Here is a 20,031-nt window from a genome sequence, read left to right on the forward strand (position 1 = left end):
CGCGGCCTCACCGGTCGTCCGTCCCCGCGATCTTCCCCGTCGACAGCGCCACCCGGTTCCACGTGTTGATCGTGCAGATCAGGGCGATCACCTGGGCCAGTTCCCGCTCGTCGAACAGGGCGGCGGCCCGCGCGTACACGTCGTCCGGGACGCCGGCGTCGGCGACGAGGGTCACCGCGTCGGTGAGGGCGAGGGCCGCTTGTTCCCGCTCGGTGAAGAAGTGCCGGGCCTCGCGCCACACGGCGACCATGTGCAGCCGGTCCTCGCTCTCGCCGGCCTTGCGGGCGTCGCCGGTGTGCATGTGCAGGCAGTAGGCGCAGTGGTTGAGGTGCGAGGAGCGGATCTGGATCAGCTCGACGAGGGCCGGGTCGATGCCCTCGCGGGCGGCGGCGTCGAAGGCGATGAGGGCCCGGAAGGCCTTCGGGGCCGACGCGCCGAACTCCAGGCGGGCGGGCGTCGGCTGGGTGCTGCTCGTGTGCGTGGTCGTCGTCATGCCCTTCAACCTACGAGCCGGAAAGACCAGCTGTAGGGTGCACTTCCATGGTGGAATCATGGGTCAATTCCGCGGAGCGGATCGGGTCCGACCTGCATCTGGAGCTGACCGGGCCGGGAGGTCGGCGGGCGGCGCTGATCCGGGCCCTGCGCGAGGCCGTGCGCGGTGGGCGGCTCGCCCCGGGCACGCGGCTGCCGCCGTACCGCTCGCTCGCGGCGGACCTCGGCGTCGCCCGCAACACGGTGGCGGACGCGTACGCGGAACTCGTCGCGGAGGGCTGGCTCACCGCCCGGCAGGGCTCCGGCACCCGGGTCGCGGAGCGCGCCGAGCCGCTGCGGCCCGCCGCCCGCGTGCCCAAGAAGGCACCGCCCCGCGCGCACGGCCCCCGGCACGATCTGACGCAGGGCACCCCGGACATCTCGGCGTTCCCGCGCACCGCCTGGCTGGCCTCCTACCGGCGGGCCCTGCAGCAGGCGCCCAACGAGGTGTTCGGGCCGGGCGACCCCGCCGGCCGGCCGGAACTGCGGGAGGCGCTCGCCGAGTACCTGGCACGCGCGCGTGGCGTGCGGACCGAGCCGGGCCGGATCGTGATCTGCTCCGGCTTCGCGCACGCGCTGCGGCTGCTGTTCGGCGGCGGCGTCCTGCGCGGCCCCTTGGCGGTGGAGGCGTACGGGCTCGGGTTCCACCGGCAGGTCCTGGCCGCGGCCGGGGTCCGGACGGTACCGCTCCCCCTCGACGAACACGGCGCGCGGATCGACCGGCTGGCGCGCGAGCGGGCCGTGCTGCTCACGCCGGCGCACCAGTTCCCGACCGGCGGCCCGTTGCACCCCACACGCCGGGCCGCCGTGATCGACTGGGCCCGCGGGCGGGACGGTCTGGTCCTGGAGGACGACTACGACGGGGAGTTCCGCTACGACCGCAAGCCGGTCGGCGCCGTCCAGGGGCTCGACCCCGAGCGCGTGATCCACATCGGCTCGGTCAGCAAGAGCCTGTCGCCGGCGGTGCGGCTGGGCTGGATGGTGCTCCCGGAGCGGTACGTCGAGGCGGTCCTGGCCGCCAAGGGCGAGCGTGAGGCGTGGGCGAGCGTCCTCGACCAGCTGAGTCTCGCGGACTTCGTCGCTTCGGGGTCGTACGACCGGCACGTACGCCGGATGCGGCAGCGCTACCGCGGCCGCCGGGACCGGCTCGTCGCGGCGCTCGCCGAGCACGCGCCGCACATCGAGGCCACCGGCGTCGCGGCCGGGCTGCACGCCGTGCTGCGGCTGCCGCCCGGCACCGAGGCGTCCGCGGTCAAGGCCGCCGCCTGGCAGGGCATCGCCCTCGACGGCCTCGCCGCGTTCCGGCATCCGGAGACGGACATGCCGGCCGGCGACGGGCTGGTGGTGGGATACGCGACGCCCTCCGAGCACGCCTACGGGCCGGCCCTGGAGGCGCTGTGCGGTGTGCTGCCGCCGCCCTGACCGGCCCAGGCGCCTGCGCGAGCGCTACGGCTTGCGTCCCACCGCCCCGTGCCCCGGGACCACCCCGTCGTCCTGCCCGGGCACGGGCTCGCCCAGCCCTGGGTGCCGGCGGTGGGCACCTCGACGCCGGGCTCGACGAGGTCGGGACCGTCGAAGAAGCGCGGGGACTCCTCGCGGGAGCGCAGCGCCAGGGTGCCGCTGGCGGCGCGCAGCTTCTCGGTGGCCGCCTTCGACTTCTCCGGGGTGAGGTCGGCGGTCGCGGAGGTCATCACAGGTGGCTGCCTGAGGGCAGTCCGGCGAGCAGCCGCCGGACCAGGTCGTGGGCGCCGTCCTCGTCGGAGACGAAGTGCAGCAGCGCGACGGGCCGGGTGAGGTCCAGGACCTTCCGCGCGCCCTCCAGGATGGCGTCCGGGTCACGTACGTCGGCCTGGAGGTTACTCGGTCGCGCCCGCGTCCGTGCCCCGCAGCAGGGCCGCCGCGTGGGCCAGGACGACGGGGCGCTGTCCCAGGAGACGAGCCGGGCGCCGGGCAGAGGGTGGTCGATTCAGCACCAGCGGTTCAAGGACGGCACAGCAGATCGAGCGGCAGTGAAGGGAGTCACGTCAGGACAGCAGGAAGTCCGCCTCCCCGGACTTCGCCCCCTCGATGAAGGCCGTCATCTCGTCGGTGGTGTAGATCAGGGCGGGGCCGTCGGGGTCGGTGGACTGGCGGAGGGCGATCCGGCCGTCGGCGAGTTTCATCGCCTCCAGGCAGTTGCCTCCGTTTCCGCCGCTCCACGGCTTGTGCCAGCCTTCGCTGCCCAAGTCACGCGCGGGCATGCCGTTGTAGACGTGTTTGCGCGGCTTGATGCGATCCATTCACAACTCCTTGCGGAGGTCCCGGAGGATCTCCTTCGTGCGATGTGCCGTAGCGGCCTGCGCCGCCATGCGGTCCATGACCTCCAGGTGGGTCGCCACCTCGGTGCGCGCGTCGAGATAGACCGCGCCGGTCAGGTACTCGCTGTAGACCATGTCCGGCAGTTCGGGCATGGCGAATCGGAACAGCACGAACGGCCCGTAGGTCCCCGGGTGCGGTCCATTGGCGAACGGGGCGATCTGCAGCGTCACGTTGGGCAGCTTCGTGGCGTCGAGCAGCTTGTCGATCTGGGCGCGCATCACCTCCGGGCCGCCGGGCGGCCGACGCAGCGCGGTCTCGTCCATCACGACCCACAGCCGGGGCGCGTCCTCGCGGGTGAGCAGGTCCTGGCGCTGCATGCGCAGGGCGACGTGGCGCTCGATGTCCTCGGGCCGGGTCTGCCCGATGGCGCCCGAGCGGAGCACCCCGCGCGCGTAGTCCTCGGTCTGCAGCAGCCCGGGGACGAAGTGGGGCTCATAGCTGCGGATGACGCTCGCCGCGCCCTCCAGGCTCACGTACATCGAGAACCAGCCGGGCAGGATGTCGTGGAAACGCTGCCACCAGCCGGGCCGGTTGGCCTCCTCGGCCAGTTGGACGAAGGCCTCGGCCTCCTCGTCGGAGATTCCGTAGGCCTTGAGGAGCAGTTGCAGATACGGGATTTTGAGCGCGACCTCGGCCATCTCCATGCGGCGGACCGTGGCGGGGGCGACGCGGAGGATGCGCGCGGCCTCCTCGCGCTTCATGCCCGCGCGTTCCCGCAGGTCCAACAGGCGTCGGCCGAGCACGACCTGACCGACCGTCGGTGCGGACCGCGGTTCACTCACGCTCCACCTCCACGAAGAGTTCTGACGAGCCGGCCACAAAGGAACGCTGACAGCCCGGCGGCGCCATTCGAGGACCTTCCGAAGATGATCCGAACACACGTTTCGAACGAATCTTCGACGATCTCAACTGGCGCCGCGCGGGGTGCTGTTGCGAGCAGTGTGCCACGGCCTTCCGGACCGTCACCCAGCACTCTGCAATTTTCAGAGTGACACTTGCCAAGTGTTCACGGCGGGGCGATAGTGGCAAGCGTGATTCCGTCCGCGCCCTTAGGAACAGACGCCGCCGCAGGCCCTCCCGGGCTTGGCGCCGCCACGGAAGAGGCCTCCCCCGGGGCCGCTGCCGGGCGCCGGTTCCGCTTCGAGCTGGCCGCACACGCGGGTTCTCCCGCCCAGGCCAGACGCCTGACGCGGGCCCGGCTGACCGGCTGGTCGGTGTGCGAGGACACATGCGACAGCGCGGCTCTGGTCGTTTCCGAACTGGTCACCAACGCCATCGTGCACACGGCGAGCACGCACATAGTGTGCGAGCTGCACGACGGTGACGACCTGGTGCGGATAGCCGTGCGTGACGAGGGCTGCGCCCCGGGCCAGCCGCACGCCGCGAGCCGGACCCGGCCCGAGGAGGAGCACGGGAGGGGACTGCTTCTCGTCGACGCCCTCTGCCACTCCTGGGGTGCCCAGGAGAACGGCCCCGGGCTGCTGGTCTGGGCGGAGCTGCCGCGCGCGGCGGACACCTCGCCCGAGCCGGACGGACCTCGGGGCGATCTGGGCTGGGGCGCCCGCCCCAAGCGCGGCCCCTCCGACGACCCGGACGACGGGGACGGGACCAACCGGGCACGCCATACGCGGGTCACCCCTGAGGTTCCCCCGCAGAAGCGCCGCCGAGAGCTGGGGGACACATGAGTCCCGCACGGGCAGGCGGCATGCTGAACCTGGACACGCTGGTGCGCGTCCGGCGCGGGCTGCGGACGTCCGGTCCGGCCCTGCGACTGCCCGTGCCCGAGGGCATGACCGCCCCGCTCGGCTGCGACGCGGTCGCGGTCCCCGCCCACGTCGGACCGCTGATCATGCCCCGGCTGCCCCGCGTGGGCTGTGTCTACGCGGACGGGACGCACTGGTGGTGGCTGGTGCCGTCCGACTCCGACCACGCCCTGGAGTGGCCCGCCCCGGCGCGGTACGTCACGGGCGCGGTCGTCCCGGACCTGCCGGAGGTCCCTGATCTGATCCACCGCCCGGACGGCACGCTTCCCTACACCCCGCCGATCCCTCTCTACCTGGCGCTGTGCCGCGCGACGGGGACGGCCCCGGCCTGGTCGCGTCCGGTCAGCGCATAGGCGGCGCCCGACCTGTCCGGGTTGGGCACATAGGCGGCGCCCGACCTGTCCGGGTTGTCGGCTCATGGCGAAGGGCCGGTCTCCGCACACCGGCCCGCACACCCCCGCCCCTCACCACCCCGCACCCCCACGCCGCCCCGCACCTCCCCCCGGCCAGGTCGTGCGCCCGCGCGCATCCGGCGCCCCGGGCTGCGCCCTGCCCGGGCCGCGTTCCGCCCCGCAATAGTGGGCCGCTCAGCGGACGGGGCACGAGGCGGGGAGGTCGGTCGACGGTGGCGAAGAAGCGGACCGCGCCGGAGGTGTCCGAGTCGGAGCGGCTGCTGTTCGGCGGCCCGCTGCGCTACGACATGGGCTGGAACCAGCACGCCGACGCGTTCCTGGAGCTGAACTTCCGCGCCATGATCACCCGGTTGCCGTCCCTGCTCGCGTCCAGCCTCCGGCTCGCCCGGCAGGCCGACCGGGGTGCGGCGCGCATCGTGCTGGCCGCCGAGGCCGGCCGGGGCGTGGCGCAGGCGGTGAGCCTGCTCGCGGTGAACACGGTGCTGGCCCGCCTGATGGGCGGCGGGGAGATCGGCGACCGGCTGCGCGGCGCCGTCCCCGCCCTGGTCACGGTGGCCGTCGTGATGTTCCTCGCGGCCCTGCTGCGGGCCGCGAGCACCTACGCCACCGGCCGCCTGGAGCCCAAGGTCGAGCGGGTGGCGACCGAGCGGTACCTGGAGCGGGCCGCGGCCGTCGAGCTGGCCGCGATCGAGGATCACGCCTTCCACAAGCTGCTCGACACCGCGCAGTACGGCGCCGCCTCCGCGCGCCGGATGATCTCCTACGGGACCCGCGTGATCAACGCGATGATCTCGCTGGTCGCGGCGGCGGGCGTGCTGACCGTGCTGCACCCTGCCCTGCTGCCGCTGCTGGTGACGATGACCCTGCCGAGCGCCTGGAGCGCGCTGACCGTCGCCCGGCGGCGCTACGAGTCCTTCCACGCCTGGGTGCAGCACGCCCGGGCGGGCCGGCTCCTCGGCAGCCTGCTGATCGAGCCCGAGGCGGCCCCCGAGATCCGGGTGCACGGGGTCGGCTCCTTCCTGCTGCGGCACTTCCGCGCGATGTCGGAGACGGCCGAGGCCGAGCAGGCCCGCCTGGCCAAGCTCGCCGCCCGTACGGGCCTGATCGCGGCGGCGTGGACAGGCCTGGCGACGGTGGCGACGTACGCGACGCTGGGCGGGCTGCTGCTGGCGGGGGCGATGGCCCTGTCGGTCGCGGGGACGGCCGTGATCGCGATCCGGACCGGCTCGCAGAGCCTCGACACGCTCGTGGTGGAGGTCAACGCGCTGCACGAGGAGGCGCTCTTCGTCGGGGATCTGCACCGGCTGTACACCGAGGCGGACCAGTGGGCGATCCCCGCGGGCGGAGCGGCGCTGCCGGAGGACCCGCAGGAGATCCGCTTCGAGAACGTCACGTTCCGCTACCCGGGCGACTCGGCCCGCCCCGCTCTCGACGACGTGACCTTGAGCCTGCCGCTGGGCCGGATCGTGGCTCTGGTCGGCGAGAACGGCTCCGGCAAGACGACCCTGGTCAAGCTGCTCGCCGGGCTCTACACGCCGCAGCGGGGGCGGATCCTGTGGGACGACGTGGACGCTGCGACCGCGGACCGGCACCGGCTGGCCGAACGGATCGCGATGGTGGCGCAGGACTTCAAGCGGTGGCCGTTCACGGCCCGGGTGAACGTCGCTCTGGGGCGTTCCTCGGTACCCGTGTGCGAGGACCGGCTGGGTGCGGCGGTCGCCGACGCGGGGGCGGAGACGGTGGTCGCGGACCTGCCGCGCGGGCTGGACACCCTGCTCGCCCGCAACTTCAGCGGCGGTCACGAACTGTCGGGCGGCCAGTGGCAGCGGCTGGGCATCGCCCGGGCGGCCTACCGCAGGGGGCGCATCCTGATCGTGGACGAGCCGACGGCGGCCCTGGACGCCCGGGCCGAGCTGGAGGTCTTCGAGCGGATCCGCGCCCTGGCCGACAGCGGCCAGACGGTCGTGCTGATCACGCACCGGCTGGCGTCCGTACGGCACGCGGATCTGGTGCACGTCCTGGACCAGGGCCGGCTCGTGGAGTCCGGGACACCGGAGGAGCTGCTGGCCACCGGCGGCGTCTACGCCGAGCTGTACGCGCTCCAGGCGGAGCAGTTCGCCTCCTCACCCGCACCGGTCCGGAAGGTGCCGGCGCCGAAGGCGGGCTGACGGCACGGGTCAGGCGGTGGCGTCGGCCACGTCCCCGCTGCGCACGATCACCAGGAACATGTCCGTGGCGAGGTCCATGACGACCTCGGCGGGCAGGCCTTCGCTGCGCCGCGCCTGCGCGAATTCCTCCGCAGGCCAGGAGCCTCGCGGCCCACCGGCGGGAAAGCGTTCGAGCACCGTTCGCCCGTTCACCCTGCACCTCCATGTAGCGCTGTACTCGTAGAGTTAAACGCCAACCATGGGGTGAACGGCTCGCGAAGTGACGGTACTGAGACGTAGTTGACACGCGTTCACCGCCAAGTGTGACCAACTTCTCAGCCTCTCGGCCTATGTGTTCACTTTCCGTATCAGTGGTCGCACTCTTCGTGCTCGTCGTGATGCCGACTGTGCTCACCTCTCACAGGCGTCCCACCGGTGCCCGGGACGCGTGCCGTCAGGTGTCGTACCGCTGGATGCGCCGGCCGTGACTGCGGTCGACGAGTGCGGGCAGGCGCTCCCCCAGCTCCCGTACCACCGCCGGCACGTCGATCGTCAGCAGTTCCCGGTCGCGCATCAGGATCCGTCCGTCGACGATCGTGGTGCGGACGTCGGCGGAGCGGGCGCTGTGCACCAGGGTGGCGGCGAGGTCGTGGACGGGCTGGGTGTGCGGCCCGGTGAGGTCGACCAGGACGATGTCGGCCCGCCGGCCGGGCGCGATGCTGCCGACGCTGTCCCCGAGGCCCACGGCACGGGCGCTTTGCAGCGTGGCGTGGTGCAGCGCCTGGCGGGAGGTCAGCCGGCGTGGGTCGCCCTCGGCCGACTTCTGGACCAGCGAGGTGAGGGCCATGGACTCCCACACGTCGAGGCTGTTGTTGGAGGCGGCGCCGTCGGTGGCGAGTCCGACGTCGACGCCGATGTCGCGCAGGGCGCGGACCGGTGTGGTGTCCGGCCAGGCGAACTTGAGGTAGCCGCGGGGCGCGGTGGCGACGGCCGTGCGGCCGTCGGCCTGCTCCAGGAGGGGGAGGTCGCTGTCGACGATGCCGGTGCCGTGGGCGAGGAGCAGGTCCGTGTGGAGGAGGGTGGTGCGGTCCAGGACCCCGACCGGGGTGACGCCGTGGCGGGCCAGGCTGGTCTCGGTCTGGTCGCGGTTCTCGGCGGCGTGGAGGTGCACGGGCAGGCCGTGTGTGCGGGCGAGCTCGGCGGTGGCGGCGAGGTCGGTGTCGTCGACCGTGTAGGGGGCGTGCGGCGCGAGCGCGGTGGTGATCCGGCCGTCGGCCGCTCCGCGGTGGCGCAGCGCGAACTCCAGCGACCGCTCCCGGCCTTCGGGCCCCTGCGAGGAGAAGAAGGCCTCGCCGAGCAGCGCCCGCATGCCGGATTCGGCGACCACCCGGGCCACCGCGTCCATGGCGAAATAGTGGTCGGCGAAGCAGGTGACGCCCGCCCGGATCATCTCGGCGCACGCCAGCCGCGCCCCCAACTCGACGTCCGTCGCCGTGAGGTTGGACTCGACGGGCCAGACGACGTCGTTGAACCACTCCTCGGTCGGGAGGTCCTCGGCGAGTCCGCGCAGCGCGACCATCGGCGCGTGCGTGTGGCAGTTGATCAAGCCGGGCAGGGCGACCTGGCCGGCGGCGTCGATCCGCTCGGCGGCGGGCAGGTGCGCGGCCTGCGCGGTGGTCGTGACGGCCTCGACGATCCCACCCCGCACGACGATCGCGGCGTCCTGCGCGAACCCGATCCGCTCTTGATCGTCGTGCACGAGGACCGTACATGCGCTGATGATGAGCTCGGCGGGATCGTCCGCGGCAGAAGGCGTCATCACGCCAACGTACGACGGCGTCGTAGGGCGGCATGAGCCGAACCGCACATCCCGTCACGGCTCTGTCGCGGGGCGGGCCGGGCGCGCACCCTGGCCCCACCACCCCGTCTGTCGGCTTCTGAAAGGAGCCCGGCATGCTCCTCGGCACCTGGAACCTGGAGAACCTCTACCGGGCCGGCGGCCCGTACGGCCCGCCGGACGAGGCCGGGTACGAGGCGAAGCTCGCCGCGCTCGCCGCCGTGATCACGGAACTCGATCCGGGCCTGCTCGGCGTGCAGGAGGTCGGCGACCCCGAAGCCCTGAAGGACCTGGCCGGGATGCTCGACGACGACTGGCACGTCGCCGTGTCCGAGCATCCGGACAGCCGGGGCATACGGGTCGGGTTCCTCAGCCGTACGCCGCTGACGGTGGTGGCCGACACGCGGGCGTTCCCGGCGGAGCTCCGTCCCGTCCAGGCGGACGATGCGGGGCTGACAGCGGGGCAGGCGGGGCGGGGCGTCCTGGCCGTGGAGACCGACGGCGGGGACGGTCCGCTGCGGGTGGCCGTCTGCCATCTGAAGTCGAAGCTGCTGTCGTATCCGGACGGCCGGTTCCAGCCGCGCGACGAGGGCGAACGGGCCCGCTACGCCGCCTACGCCCTGTACCGGCGGGCCGCCGAGGCGACGGCGCTGCGCGCGCTGGCGGACGAGCTGCTGGCCGGTGACGGGCAGGGGCGGGACGTGGCGATACTGGGCGACCTGAACGACGAGGTGCAGGCGGCGACCACGCAGATCCTGCTCGGCCCGCCCGGCTCGGAGATCGGCACCCCCGGCTACGACCGGCCCGACCGGGGCGACGCGATGCGGCTGTGGGACGTGGCCCCGCTCATCCCGCCCGGGCAGCGCTGGTCCCGGGTGAACTCCGGGCGGCGCGAACTGATCGACCACGTGCTGCTGAGCCACCGCCTGGTGCACCGGGTGACGGTGGCGGGCACAGGTCTGCCGGGCGAGGGCCCGCCCGGCCTGCCGTCGGTCGGCCCCGATCCGGCGGAGCGTCGCGGCGAGCCCGGGTCGGATCACGCTCCGGTGTGGGTACGGGTCGGCGGCCGGGCCGGTTGACGGTCCCGGGGTGCCCGCTGCGGGCAGGGCGCTCGGGCACGGCAGCCGGCGCCGCCGGCGATGACCGGCTGGGGCTCAGCCGGCGAGGGGCGTCCGGGGCGGCGGCCGTAGTCCCACCCGCTCTCCCCGGCGGGCGAGTCCGGTGAGGACGGCCGCGAGGCGTTCCTCGTGGCGGGGCCCGATCCGGCCCGTGTCGTCGAGGTGCACGGCGCAGGCGGTCGTGGTGTCGACGAGGCGTTCGAGAAGGTCGGCCACCTCGTCCGCGCCCTCGGTGTGCCGGGCGAGCGCGGGCAGTTCGTGCGCGGAGAGGGAGATGGCCGAGCGGGCCTCGGCCAGCGTGCGGTAGGCCTCGCGCCGCAGGGTCCAGCGGGTGGCGCGGTGGTCGGAGGGGGTGCTTGAGGTCCCGATGCTGGGGGCGTCGGCCTCGTCCAGGACGTGCGTGAGGTAGGCGTGCGCGGCCTCGCTCGCGACCGCGAGCCGGGCGCGCACTCCCCCGCCGCGCTGTCCGGGCATCGGCAGGTGCCCGACGATCAGCACGATCGCGCAGGCCAGCAGCGTCTCGCCGATCCGGCCGGCGGAGGCCTGGGGCTCGCCGCCGACCATGACGAGCGCGAGGACCAGGACGGTGGCGACCGCCGTCTGGGCGGCGAAGTGGCGGGTGGCCACGGGTATGAGCGCGCCGCTGAGGGCGACGAGCGCGATGAGCCCTTCCGGGCGGGGCAGGACCGCGGCGAGCCCCGCGAAGAGCAGCGCCCCGAGGACGGTCCCGGCGGCCCGGTTCAGCACCCGTGAGGCCAGCGGCCCCAGGTCGGGCTTGACCAGGAACACGGCGGTGGCGGGCAGCCAGTACCAGTGCTCGTGCTGCCCGTGCCACTGGCTCTGGTGCAGGGCCTGGGCGACCGCGGAGCTGGCGCCGAAGCAGAGGGCGACGCGCAGCCCGTACTCGCGTCCGGCACTGCCGAAGGCGGCGCGCAGCCGGTCCCCCGCACTGCGGGGACGGGTGTGCAGATCACCGCCCCGGCCCTGGTCGAACACCTCGGCGGCGTGCAGGAGGGCGTCGTCGAGGGCGCGCAGCGCGGGTGCCGACCGGGACGGGGCGGGCAGCGGCCCGGTGTGGGTGTTCCCGCGCACGGCGGCGGCGAGCCGCCGGGGACCTTCGGAAGCCCTCTCGGCGATGGGCTCCTCGGCCCAGGCGAGCGCGGTGGCGGCCTCGGCGAGGGGCAGGGCGGCGGCGTACTGCGCGTGCAGCCGCCGCTCCGTGGAGGAGGAGGCGTACCTCCGCAGCCGGGGCCCGGCGAGGGCGTCCTGGGCGTGGTCGAGGGCGGCGGTCAGGGCGGCCCGGCGACGGATGGCGTCCGGCCCGCCGACGGCGTCGAGCAGTTCGGCGACGGCCTCGTACACCCCGGCCACGGCCGCGCGCTCCCCGTCGAAGCGGAAGTCACCGGCGAGGGAGCCGGGCGTGGGCAGGACGAGCCGCAGCACGAGCAGCCAGCCCGCCCCGGCGAGATAGGCGAGCGCCCGCTCCCAGCCAGGCTCGGGCAGGGGCATCCCGGCGCCGATCGCCGCGCCGACCAGCAGCTGCGTCCCGACGGCGGAGGCGACGGGCCCGACGGCGCTCATCCCTCCGGCGACGAGCCCGACGGCCGTGAGGACCACGGTGAGCACGACCGCCCCGGCCCCCTGCCCCGTGTAGGTCCCGATCACGATCCCCAGTGCACCGCCCAGGGCGGGTACTCCGATCCGCTTGACGGACACGCGCCGGCTCCCGGGCCGGTCGTTGATCCCGGCCAGCATGGCGGCGACGGCGGCGACGACACCGAGGGAGGTCAGCCCGGTCTGCACGGCCACGAGCAGCAGGGGTCCGGCGGACAGGGCCCCCCGCGTGACCGCGCTCCAGGGCACCGGTCCCCGCTGTGAGCTCAGGGCGTGCGCGAGCCAGGGCGGCAGATGCGGGGCGCTGCGGCGGGACACGGGGCTCCTGTCGTCTCGACGAGGGCAGGGGAGAGCCTTCGGGCGACGGCGGCCGGGGCGGGGTGTGGCTGCCCACGGTAGGCGGGGTTCCTGGAGGATAGGTTTCCGGAACGTGTCGGACCGCTCGGAACCGGCGTTCTTTATGTACGCAATCCGGAATGCGGGCAGTCCGGAATGCGGGCAGGCCGGATCCGAGCCCCGGCAACCATTCCTTTCAGGCCCCGGCGACCACTGGTGAGTCGTGAGCGCGTGATGTCCTGAACCAGCAGGGCCTCGAAGGACTGCACCTGAATACGGGTGCGTGCGCGTGCCGGGGCCCCCATGATCGGTGGGTTGTCCTGTCGTCGCCCGCAGATCGGAGACCTCACGTGATCCGCCGCGTCACCGTCCCGGCCCTCTTCCCGCCCCCCACCTACTCCCACGTGTCCGTCGTCGAGGCCGGCACGCGGCTGGCGTTCCTGGCCGGTTCCGTACCCCTGGGCCCCGACGGCGCCCTGGTCGGGCCGGGGGACCCGGTGCGCCAGGCCGAGCAGGTCATCGCCAACCTGCGGGAGCAACTGGACGCCGTGGGAAGCGATCTGGCGCACGTCGTGGCGACCGACGTGTACGTGGTGAGCGCTGAACCGGCCGTCCTGTCCGCCGTCTGGAGCGTGGTGGAGGCGTCCGGCCTCAGCGCGGGTCCGCACTCCTCGACGCTGATCGGCGTGGCGTGCCTCGGCTACACGGGACAGCTGGTGGAGATTACGGCGACAGCCGTCGTTCCCGAGTAGGCGAGGACCGCCATGTTGATCGAGCACCGCGGACGGCGCCCCGTCGTCCCCGAATCCGCGTACGTCGCCCCGACGGCCGTCCTGTGCGGGGACGTCGTCCTCGGTGAGCGCAGCCGCGTGCTGCACGGGGCCGTGCTCACCGCGGAGGACGGCGGGGTGCGGGTCGGGTCGGACGTCGTCGTGATGGAGAACGCGCTGGTGCGGGGGCGGTCCGCGCACCCCGCCGTGATCCGTGACGCGGTGCTGGTCGGCCCGCACGCCCATGTCAACGGGGCGATCCTGGAGGACGAGGTCTTCGTGGCCACGGGTGCCTGTGTCTTCCCGGGGGCGGTGGCGGGTGCCGGTTCGGAGCTGCGGATCCACAGCGTGCTGCACGTCAACTCCGTGCTGCCGCCCGGCACCGTCCTGCCCATCGGCTGGATCGCGGCGGGCGCGCCCCGGGCCCGGCTCTTCGCTCCCGGGGAGCACGACGAACTCTGGCAGATCCAGGAGGCCCTGGACTTCCCCGGCACGGTGTACGGCATCCCGCGGGGCACGTCGATGCGGGAGCTGATGGCCCGGCAGGCGGGGTTCTACGGGGCCCATGACGACGACGTCATCCTCGACGGCCCGGCATGAGCTACCGCCCCGCGGGCCCGCCCCACGCCCTCCGTTTCGGGAGCGGCTCGGCGTAACTCCCCACCCGGCTCGTGGTCAGCCCCAGTGCCACCAGGGACTCCGCCAGTTTGACCGCCGCGGCGACCCCGTCGACGACCGGCAGGCCCAGTTTCTCCCCGACGGCCCGTTGCAGCCCTGTCATGCCGGCACAGCCGAGGACGAGGACCTCCGCCCCGGCCGCGCAGGCCCGTTCGGCGGCCGCCAGGAACGCCGTCTCGGTGCGTTCGTCGTCGCCGAGGTCGAGCACGTTCAGGCCCGTTCCGACGACCGCCGCGCAGTTGCGCGCCACACCCGCCGTCTCCAGGCTGTCCTCGATCTGGCCGCGCGAGCGCTCCAGCGTGGTCACGACGCCGTAGCGGCGGCCCAGCAGGCAGGCGAGGTGCGCGGCGGCCTCGGTGATGTCGACGACCGGTACGTCCACCAGTTCCCGCACGCCCTCCCTGCCGTGCTCCCCGAATCCGGCCATGACCACGGCGTCGTACGGCGCTCCGTCATAGGTCCGCAGCGTGTCGAGGACGGCCGCCGCGGACAGGTAGCTGTCGAGCCAGCCCTCCGCCGACACCGGCCCCCAGGCGGGAGTCAGCCCGGTCACGGTGGTGCCCGGACCTGCGGCGGCCCGGGCACCTCGTACGATCTCCTCGGTCATCTCCTGCGTGGTGTTGCAGTTGGTGACGACGATTCGCACGTCTCTCAGACCTCCGCGGTGGCACGCTCGGGACGGCACAGGGCCGCGTACAGCCCGGCGGCGATCGCCGTGCCGATGAACCAGGAGTACGGGGCCACGTCGCTGAAGGTCTTCACCAGCGCGAGCACCGCCGCGACACCGGCCGCGGGCAGGAACGCCCACAGCGCCTTGGGGTTGAAGCCCTTGCGGTAGTGGTAGCGGGCGCCGGGAGAGGCGTCGAACAGCTCGTCCACGTTCACCCGGCCGCGCTTGACCCAGTAGTAGTCGACCATGATCACGCCGAACAGCGGGCCGAGGAAGGCGCCGAGGCCGCCGAGGAAGTAGTTCACGACGGTCGGGTTGGAGAAGAGGTTCCAGGGGGTGACGAGCAGGGCCGCGACCGTGCTGATCATGCCGCCGACCTTGAAGGTGATCTTCTGCGGCCACACGTTGGCCAGGTCGTACGCCGGGGAGACGAAGTTGGCGACGATGTTGACGCCCATGGTGGCGATGGCGAAGGTCAGCGCGCCCAGCACGAGCACCCAGGTGTTGCCGATCTCGGCGACCAGGTAGGCGGGGTCGGTGATCTCCTTGCCGAAGACCTCGAAGGCACCCGCGGTGACGATGACGGAGACGATCACGAAGGCCGTGGAGTTGACCGGCAGGCCCCAGAAGTTCCCGCGCTTGACCGACTTGTAGTCGGGCGCGAAGCGGGAGAAGTCGCAGAAGTTGAGCATCAGAGTGCCGTACGTGGCGAGGACCAGGCCGATCGCGCCGAACCACTGGCGCCACTGCTCGCCGACGGAGACCGGGTGCGGGGTCGAGGTGAGCGAGATCGTCCAGCCGGCCTTGGCCAGGATCCACACGGCCAGGGCGATCATCACGAGCCAGATCGCGGGGCCGCAGAAGTCCTGGAACTTGCGGACCGACTCCATGCCCCGGCTGATGATCGCCGCCTGTACCAGCCACAGCGCGATGAAGGAGACCCAGCCGAGCGCGTCCAGTCCCAGGAACGAGTTGTGCGTCCACGACTCCAGCCCGGGCCAGGCCGCCAGCAGCATCACATTGACGGCGACGGAGGCGAGGTAGGTCTGGATGCCGTACCACATGATGGCGATCACGGCCCTGATCAGCGCCGGGATGTTGGCGCCCCAGATACCGAAGGCGATCCGGCTGACCACCGGGAAGGGCACGCCGTGGCGCTGTCCGATCTTCCCCATCCAGTTCATGCCGATGTAGATGATCACGAACCCCACGAGCAGGGACGTGAAGATCTGCCAGACGTTCATGCCGAGGAAGAGCAGCCCGGCGGCGAAGGTGTAGTTGCCGAGGTTGTGGACGTCTGACATCCACATGGCGAAGAGGTCGAAGACCTTCCAGTTGCGCTTCTTGGCGGGTGCGAGGTCCTCGTTGGTGAGCCGGGGATCGGGGACGAACGCTGGGGTGCCGGTGTCTGCGGCACGGTCGGCGAGTGACACGGGGCCTCCATGAGCGAGGGGACGACGGAGGACTGCTCCGCAGGACGGTGGGGGCACCCTGCGGGGTGTTTGGTATACCAAACTGCGGTCATGGTCTCCCCGTCAACCGTTCTGGCCGATGTCGCTCTCGTTAACGCCGCGTAAAAGACACCCCGTGTCGACGAAGATGGGCTGCATGACGAAGATCGAACCCCTCGGAGCGGTCCGCGAACGCGTCACGGCCGAGCTGCGCCAGGAGATCATCGCGGGAAGCCTCCGTCCCGGCGACCGCTTGGTCGAACGCGAGCTGGCGGAGCGTTTCGGCGTCTCGCGTGTACCGGTCCGGGAGGCGATCCGGGCCCTGGTCGCCGAGGGCTTCGTCCACTTCGAGACACCCCGCCGCACCGTGGTACGCCGTCTCACCCCGACCGACGTCAAGGAACTGTTCGAACTGCGCGAAGCCCTGGAGGTCTACGCCGCCGGACTCGCCGCGTCCCGGGCGACGCCGGAGGCTCTGGCGGAGGTCCGGGAACTCGTCGACCGCGCGGCCACCGCGACCGAGGCCGGGGACGCCGAGGTGATCACCGACCTCAACAGCCGGCTGCACGACCGCATCATGGCGATGGCGGGCAACAGCCTGCTGACCGAGGCCCTGGAACCGGTCGCCGGCCGGCTGCGCTGGATGACCCGGCGCAACGAGGAGTGGCCGCAGCTCCTCGTGGAGCATCGCGAGCTGTACGAGGCCATCGCCTCGGGCGACCCGGAACGGGCCCGCGCCCACGCGCTGACGCACGTGCGGACCAACTACCGCTCCACGGTCCGCCACCTGTTCGGCGAGGAGGCTCCTTAGGGAGCGCCGGTGGGCAGACCCGCCGCCCGCCCGGCCGTCCGCAGGACGTCCCGCAGCATGGTGGGCGTGAGCCGGCCGGTGAAGGTGTTGCGCTGGCTCACGTGGTAGCAGCCGTAGAGCTCCAGGCCGTCGAGGCGGAAGCGGGCGCCGTGCGAGAAGGCGGGGCGCGGCCGCGGCACGGGCCAGCCGGCCTCGGCGAACGCCGGCAGCGCGGCCTGCCACCCGAAGGCGCCGAGCACGATCACCGCCCGCAGGGTCGGGCGCAGCAGCCGCAGTTCCTGCACGAGCCAGGGGCGGCAGGTGTCCCGCTCCTCGGGGGTGGGCTTGTTGGCGGGTGGGGCGCAGTGCACGGGCGCGGTGACGCGCACGCCGTACAGTTCCAGGCCGTCGTGGGCGTGCTCGGCGGTCGGCTGGGAAGCGAGGCCCACGTCGTACAGCGCCTCGTAGAGGACGTCTCCGGAGCGGTCGCCGGTGAACATCCGGCCGGTGCGGTTGCCGCCGTGGGCGGCCGGGGCGAGTCCCACGATCAGCAGCCGGGCGTCCTCGGGCCCGAAGCCGGGCACCGGCCGGCCCCAGTACGTCCAGTCCGCGTAGGCGGCCCGCTTGGCACGGGCCGTCTCCTCGCGCCAGGAGACCAACCGCGGGCAGGCCCGGCAGTCTGCGATGCGCCGGTCGAGGAGAGTGAGTCCGCTGGCGTCCATCACACCACCGTAGGCGCAGGCGGGGTCGTAGTCGTCACGAGGGCGGGGCCTGCGTGGACCGTTACGGCCGCGCCTTCCGCGGGGCTCGGACTCCCGTGACCTGCATGGTCTGTTCGTCGCTCCGGCGCAGCCAGAGCAGGGCACCGGCCAGCAGCATGGCGCCCGTCAGGAGCCAGGGCAGGGGGCCCGGCCGCAGCATTCCGACGGCCAGGCCGGTGAGCGCGCCGACCAGTTGCTGGGCGAGGGACTGGACGGACAGGGCGGTGGCGCGGCCCGCCCCGTCGACCCGGCGGTGCAGCAGATCGTTCTCGTTCGGGGCCGCCGCGCCGAGACCGAGGTAGACCAGCCCGAAGCCGACGAGCGCGAAGGTCGTGGCCGCCGGGTGGACGGAGGAAGCGGTGACCCCGAGCAGCAGCAGGCCGCCCGCACCGGCCGCGAGGCTGACCAGCACGGCCCGTTCACCGCTGCCCGCGATCCGGGCGGTGAGCGGCGCGAGGTGGCTGCCGAGGCCGGAGCAGAGGAAACCCGCGCAGGACAGGGCGGCGTAGACCATGACTCCGGAACCGTTCGAGCCGGTCAGCGCCGTCGTACGGCCCGGTACGAGCAGTTCGACGGCGGCCAGGGCGCTGCCGGCTGCCGCGGCACCGAGCAGAATCCGGCGGACCAGCGCGTCCCGTCCGCCGAGCCGGAGCCCGTCGACGACCGTGACCGGGACGCCGCGCAGCACCGAACGCAGGGTGGCCGGCGGCCTCGGCGGCTCCCGCAGGGCGGCGAGCACATACGCGACGAACACGATCCTGAGCGCGGCCCCCAGCAGCAGGGGAACGGACAGGGGCGGCACCGCCCCGGACGTCGCCTCGCTCAGCCGGGCACCGAGGTCGGGCCCCAGACCGAGCAGCCAGGGCAGGGCGCCGCCGAGCAGGATGCCGGCCGCGAGCGCGGCGGAGGTCGCGGAGCCGCCGCGGGCCAGCCCGGTGCGCAGCTCGGCGTCCGGGCCGGAGCACGCCTGGACGGTGTCGACGTACCAGGCCTCGGCGGTTCCGCTGGCCAGGGCCCGGGCCACGCCCATGAGCACCATGCCGGCGGTGAGCAGCCAGGCGGAGGTGCCGAGGCCGATCAGCACGAAGGCGACGAAGCCGAGCCCTCCGGCCGCGGCCAGGACCGGCCGGCGCCCGAGGACGTCCGAGAGGCCTCCCGTGGGCAGCTCCAGCGCGGCGACGGTCAGCGAGTGCGCGGCGAACAGTCCCGCGACCGCGGCGAGGGACATGCCGCGCTCGGTGAACAGCAGGACCATCGTGGCCATACCCAGCCCGGGCGGCAGCCAGAGGAGTGCGCAGACGATGACGTACCGGCGACGCGCGGCCGACTCCCCGGGCGGCCCGGTCATGAACGGCGTCATGAGCGGCGTCACGGGTTGAGGTCTTCGGCGTCGCGGGCTGTCCCGGCACGTTCGGGTGCGTCGCGGCCTGCGGTGTCCCGGTGCGCGGCCCCGCGGCCTGCGGTCTCACGGTCCGCAGAGCCGGGATCTGCAAAGGGGCCGTGGCCGGCTTCGGCCCCGTGTCCTTCGGCCTCGTGATCTTCCTGGTCGTGGTCGACGTCTTCGCGGTCGGCGAGCGGGAGCCCGGCCGCGACGAAGACGACGTGCTCGGCGTGCGGATCGTCGGCGTCCCGCGCGGTCAGTTCCTCCAGCTTCCCGGCGACGGTGTCGAAGAGCTCGGTGAGCGACGCGGCCGTCAGCCGGGGCATGAGATCGGTGATCCCGGACGGCTCCACCCACTGCCGCCCGAGCCGCCCGGCGGCCAGGTCCGCCTCGTACCGGGCGAGGGATCTCTCCAGGTGCTCGATCTGCCGCCGCCGCGCCAGGCCGACGAAGGCCCGGCCCGCCTCGGTGGCCTCCATCGACTCGTTGCTCCAGGACGTCAGGGTGTGCAGCGCCCGCCACCGCCGCTCCCGCCCGTCGCGGTGCTCGGCCTCGGCGATGAACGCGTACTTCGCCAGCACCCGCAGGTGATAGCTGGTCGACGCCGACGACTCCCCCGTCCGCGCGGCCAGCTCACTCGCGGTGGCCGGCCCGTCCTGCCGCAGCAGTCCGAGCAGCTGGATACGCAGGGGGTGGGTGAGTGCCTTGAGGGCGGCGGTGTCGCGCTCGGGATCGAGTACGCGCTTGTGCTCGTCGCGGTCCATGCCGGGAGGTTAGGCGGCCTGAACCTTTCAGCAAAAGAGTTTTTGCAAAACTTGTTTGGCAGAGTTCGGTTCGGAGGTGATATTTCGTCCGGTGGAGCGCCCCGGAGGGCTAAGGTCGGGGCATGGCTTCTCAGGGTGCGCAGCACGACAGGACGGACGGGACCGCGGACCCGGCGGCCGAGTCCCCCGAGCCGGCCGGCAGCTCAGCGGGCGGCGGGGCCCGGCCCCCGGACCCTCAGGTCGCCGCGGCGATCGCCGCTGCCGAGGCCGCGGGCCCGCAGGCCGGCACGACCGTTCGCGTCGACAGCTGGATCTGGTCCGTACGGCTCGTCAAGACCCGTTCCATGGGAGCCACCGCCTGCCGGGGCGGCCACGTGCGCGTCAACGGTGAGCGCGTGAAGCCCGCACACGGCGTCCGCGTCGGTGACGAAGTGCGTCTGCGGCACGAGGGCCGCGAGCGGGTCGTCATCGTCACGCGGCTGATCCGCAAGCGGGTCGGGGCGCCCGTGGCCACCCAGTGCTACGTAGACAACTCCCCGCCGCCCCCGCCCCGCGAGGCCGTCGCCCCGGCCGGCATCCGCGACCGCGGCGCGGGCCGGCCGACGAAGCGGGACCGCCGCGACATGGAACGTCTCCGCGGCGCGGCGGG

The 20,031-nt window shown here is 73.2% G+C and carries 20 protein-coding genes and 1 pseudogene; 9 read left to right on the forward strand and 12 right to left on the reverse strand.

What is annotated here, in order from left to right; all coding sequences use genetic code 11:
- Positions 1-7 precede the first annotated feature (7 nt).
- Complete coding sequence (locus GTY56_RS09125) at positions 8-493, reverse strand: carboxymuconolactone decarboxylase family protein (protein ID WP_161364286.1); 486 nt, start codon at positions 491-493, stop codon at positions 8-10.
- 47 nt (positions 494-540) lie between these two features.
- Here GTY56_RS09125 and pdxR point away from each other — a divergent pair, with 47 nt between their 5' ends.
- Positions 541-1,953: a MocR-like pyridoxine biosynthesis transcription factor PdxR gene (pdxR, locus tag GTY56_RS09130; RefSeq protein WP_161364288.1), complete on the forward strand. Its 1,413-nt coding sequence runs from the start codon at positions 541-543 to the stop codon at positions 1,951-1,953.
- Here the strand turns inward: pdxR and GTY56_RS09135 are convergent.
- The 3 genes and pseudogenes from GTY56_RS09135 to GTY56_RS09145 all read right to left on the reverse strand — a co-directional run bounded on the left by GTY56_RS09135 (position 1,905) and on the right by GTY56_RS09145 (position 3,671).
- Positions 1,905-2,497 (reverse strand): annotated as a pseudogene (locus GTY56_RS09135) (SAM-dependent methyltransferase). The gene pdxR and the pseudogene GTY56_RS09135 overlap by 49 nt on opposite strands.
- A 58-nt stretch (positions 2,498-2,555) precedes the next feature.
- Positions 2,556-2,810 (reverse strand): DUF397 domain-containing protein, encoded by a 255-nt coding sequence (locus GTY56_RS09140; protein WP_033310663.1) that lies wholly within the window; start codon positions 2,808-2,810, stop codon positions 2,556-2,558.
- Entirely contained in the window at positions 2,811-3,671 is an 861-nt protein-coding gene (locus tag GTY56_RS09145) for a Sco1979 family transcriptional regulator (RefSeq protein ID WP_161364290.1), read from the reverse strand.
- 240 nt (positions 3,672-3,911) lie between these two features.
- On the opposite strand from GTY56_RS09145, the gene GTY56_RS09150 reads away from it, so the two are divergent.
- The 3 genes from GTY56_RS09150 to GTY56_RS09160 all read left to right on the forward strand — a co-directional run bounded on the left by GTY56_RS09150 (position 3,912) and on the right by GTY56_RS09160 (position 7,233).
- Entirely contained in the window at positions 3,912-4,574 is a 663-nt protein-coding gene (locus tag GTY56_RS09150; RefSeq protein ID WP_346345446.1) for an ATP-binding protein, read from the forward strand.
- Positions 4,571-5,005: a hypothetical protein gene (locus tag GTY56_RS09155; RefSeq protein WP_161364294.1), complete on the forward strand. Its 435-nt coding sequence runs from the start codon at positions 4,571-4,573 to the stop codon at positions 5,003-5,005. Before GTY56_RS09150 ends, GTY56_RS09155 begins: the two co-directional genes overlap by 4 nt.
- 272 nt (positions 5,006-5,277) lie before the next feature.
- Positions 5,278-7,233, forward strand: a complete 1,956-nt coding sequence (locus GTY56_RS09160) for an ABC transporter ATP-binding protein (protein ID WP_161364297.1) — start codon at positions 5,278-5,280, stop codon at positions 7,231-7,233.
- Positions 7,234-7,242: 9 nt separating this feature from the next.
- Here the strand turns inward: GTY56_RS09160 and GTY56_RS09165 are convergent, their stop codons facing one another.
- Together GTY56_RS09165 and GTY56_RS09170 are read right to left on the reverse strand one after the other, a co-directional pair.
- On the reverse strand, positions 7,243-7,425 hold the full coding sequence (locus tag GTY56_RS09165; protein ID WP_010039591.1) for a DUF8839 family protein: 183 nt from the start codon (positions 7,423-7,425) through the stop codon (positions 7,243-7,245).
- Between the two features lie 241 nt (positions 7,426-7,666).
- Entirely contained in the window at positions 7,667-9,031 is a 1,365-nt protein-coding gene (locus GTY56_RS09170; protein WP_161364298.1) for an amidohydrolase, read from the reverse strand.
- Between the two features lie 134 nt (positions 9,032-9,165).
- Here GTY56_RS09170 and GTY56_RS09175 point away from each other — a divergent pair, with 134 nt between their 5' ends.
- Positions 9,166-10,128 carry an endonuclease/exonuclease/phosphatase family protein gene (locus GTY56_RS09175; RefSeq protein ID WP_161364300.1) on the forward strand — a complete coding sequence of 321 codons (963 nt, stop codon included), beginning with the start codon at positions 9,166-9,168 and terminating at the stop codon, positions 10,126-10,128.
- A 75-nt stretch (positions 10,129-10,203) separates the two neighbouring features.
- Here the strand turns inward: GTY56_RS09175 and GTY56_RS09180 are convergent, their stop codons facing one another.
- Positions 10,204-12,099 (reverse strand): FUSC family protein, encoded by a 1,896-nt coding sequence (locus GTY56_RS09180; RefSeq protein ID WP_161364302.1) that lies wholly within the window; start codon positions 12,097-12,099, stop codon positions 10,204-10,206.
- A 368-nt stretch (positions 12,100-12,467) separates the two neighbouring features.
- Between GTY56_RS09180 and GTY56_RS09185 the strand changes: the two genes are divergently transcribed.
- Together GTY56_RS09185 and GTY56_RS09190 are read left to right on the forward strand one after the other, a co-directional pair.
- Positions 12,468-12,869, forward strand: coding sequence for a Rid family hydrolase (locus tag GTY56_RS09185; protein ID WP_161364303.1), 402 nt, complete (start codon positions 12,468-12,470; stop codon positions 12,867-12,869).
- 12 nt (positions 12,870-12,881) lie between these two features.
- The gene (locus tag GTY56_RS09190) at positions 12,882-13,487 is read left to right on the forward strand and encodes a gamma carbonic anhydrase family protein (protein WP_161364305.1); all 606 of its coding nucleotides are present in this window, start codon (positions 12,882-12,884) and stop codon (positions 13,485-13,487) included.
- A 1-nt stretch (position 13,488) separates the two neighbouring features.
- Here the strand turns inward: GTY56_RS09190 and GTY56_RS09195 are convergent, their stop codons facing one another.
- Together GTY56_RS09195 and GTY56_RS09200 are read right to left on the reverse strand one after the other, a co-directional pair.
- A complete protein-coding gene (locus tag GTY56_RS09195) occupies positions 13,489-14,211 on the reverse strand; it encodes an aspartate/glutamate racemase family protein (RefSeq protein WP_161364307.1) in 723 nt (240 codons plus the stop codon).
- 5 nt (positions 14,212-14,216) lie between these two features.
- The gene (locus GTY56_RS09200) at positions 14,217-15,668 is read right to left on the reverse strand and encodes a cytosine permease (RefSeq protein ID WP_161364309.1); all 1,452 of its coding nucleotides are present in this window, start codon (positions 15,666-15,668) and stop codon (positions 14,217-14,219) included.
- A gap of 175 nt (positions 15,669-15,843) precedes the next feature.
- Here GTY56_RS09200 and GTY56_RS09205 point away from each other — a divergent pair, with 175 nt between their 5' ends.
- Positions 15,844-16,497: a GntR family transcriptional regulator gene (locus GTY56_RS09205; RefSeq protein ID WP_161364311.1), complete on the forward strand. Its 654-nt coding sequence runs from the start codon at positions 15,844-15,846 to the stop codon at positions 16,495-16,497.
- Here GTY56_RS09205 and GTY56_RS09210 read toward each other — a convergent pair.
- From GTY56_RS09210 to GTY56_RS09220, 3 genes are all read right to left on the reverse strand, one after another.
- Positions 16,494-17,198: a uracil-DNA glycosylase gene (locus GTY56_RS09210; RefSeq protein ID WP_161364312.1), complete on the reverse strand. Its 705-nt coding sequence runs from the start codon at positions 17,196-17,198 to the stop codon at positions 16,494-16,496. The two genes, GTY56_RS09205 and GTY56_RS09210, sit on opposite strands and share 4 nt — an antisense overlap.
- A 61-nt stretch (positions 17,199-17,259) precedes the next feature.
- Positions 17,260-18,597 carry an MFS transporter gene (locus tag GTY56_RS09215; protein WP_161364320.1) on the reverse strand — a complete coding sequence of 446 codons (1,338 nt, stop codon included), beginning with the start codon at positions 18,595-18,597 and terminating at the stop codon, positions 17,260-17,262.
- Positions 18,598-18,605: 8 nt separating this feature from the next.
- Positions 18,606-19,382 carry a helix-turn-helix domain-containing protein gene (locus GTY56_RS09220; RefSeq protein WP_161364314.1) on the reverse strand — a complete coding sequence of 259 codons (777 nt, stop codon included), beginning with the start codon at positions 19,380-19,382 and terminating at the stop codon, positions 18,606-18,608.
- Between the two features lie 122 nt (positions 19,383-19,504).
- Here GTY56_RS09220 and hslR point away from each other — a divergent pair.
- A partial coding sequence (hslR, locus tag GTY56_RS09225; protein ID WP_161364316.1) for an Hsp15 family ribosome-associated heat shock protein occupies positions 19,505-20,031 on the forward strand: 527 nt, incomplete at its 3' end.

Source organism: Streptomyces sp. SID5643, from assembly GCF_009872555.1.
GTDB classification, from domain to species: Bacteria; Actinomycetota; Actinomycetes; order Streptomycetales; family Streptomycetaceae; genus Streptomyces; species Streptomyces iakyrus.

Bases quoted from the DNA above. Each gene is read 5' to 3' on its own strand.
- GTY56_RS09155 (WP_161364294.1), top strand. From the start codon at position 4,571: ATGAGTCCCGCACGGGCAGGCGGCATGCTGAACCTGGACACGCTGGTG.
- GTY56_RS09175 (WP_161364300.1), top strand. From the start codon at position 9,166: ATGCTCCTCGGCACCTGGAACCTGGAGAACCTCTACCGGGCCGGCGGC.
- GTY56_RS09140 (WP_033310663.1), bottom strand. From the start codon at position 2,810: ATGGATCGCATCAAGCCGCGCAAACACGTCTACAACGGCATGCCCGCG.
- GTY56_RS09215 (WP_161364320.1), bottom strand. From the start codon at position 18,597: ATGACGCCGTTCATGACCGGGCCGCCCGGGGAGTCGGCCGCGCGTCGC.
- pdxR (WP_161364288.1), top strand. From the start codon at position 541: ATGGTGGAATCATGGGTCAATTCCGCGGAGCGGATCGGGTCCGACCTG.
- GTY56_RS09190 (WP_161364305.1), top strand. From the start codon at position 12,882: ATGTTGATCGAGCACCGCGGACGGCGCCCCGTCGTCCCCGAATCCGCG.
- GTY56_RS09125 (WP_161364286.1), bottom strand. From the start codon at position 493: ATGACGACGACCACGCACACGAGCAGCACCCAGCCGACGCCCGCCCGC.
- GTY56_RS09205 (WP_161364311.1), top strand. From the start codon at position 15,844: ATGACGAAGATCGAACCCCTCGGAGCGGTCCGCGAACGCGTCACGGCC.
- GTY56_RS09210 (WP_161364312.1), bottom strand. From the start codon at position 17,198: ATGGACGCCAGCGGACTCACTCTCCTCGACCGGCGCATCGCAGACTGC.
- GTY56_RS09170 (WP_161364298.1), bottom strand. From the start codon at position 9,031: ATGACGCCTTCTGCCGCGGACGATCCCGCCGAGCTCATCATCAGCGCA.
- GTY56_RS09220 (WP_161364314.1), bottom strand. From the start codon at position 19,382: ATGGACCGCGACGAGCACAAGCGCGTACTCGATCCCGAGCGCGACACC.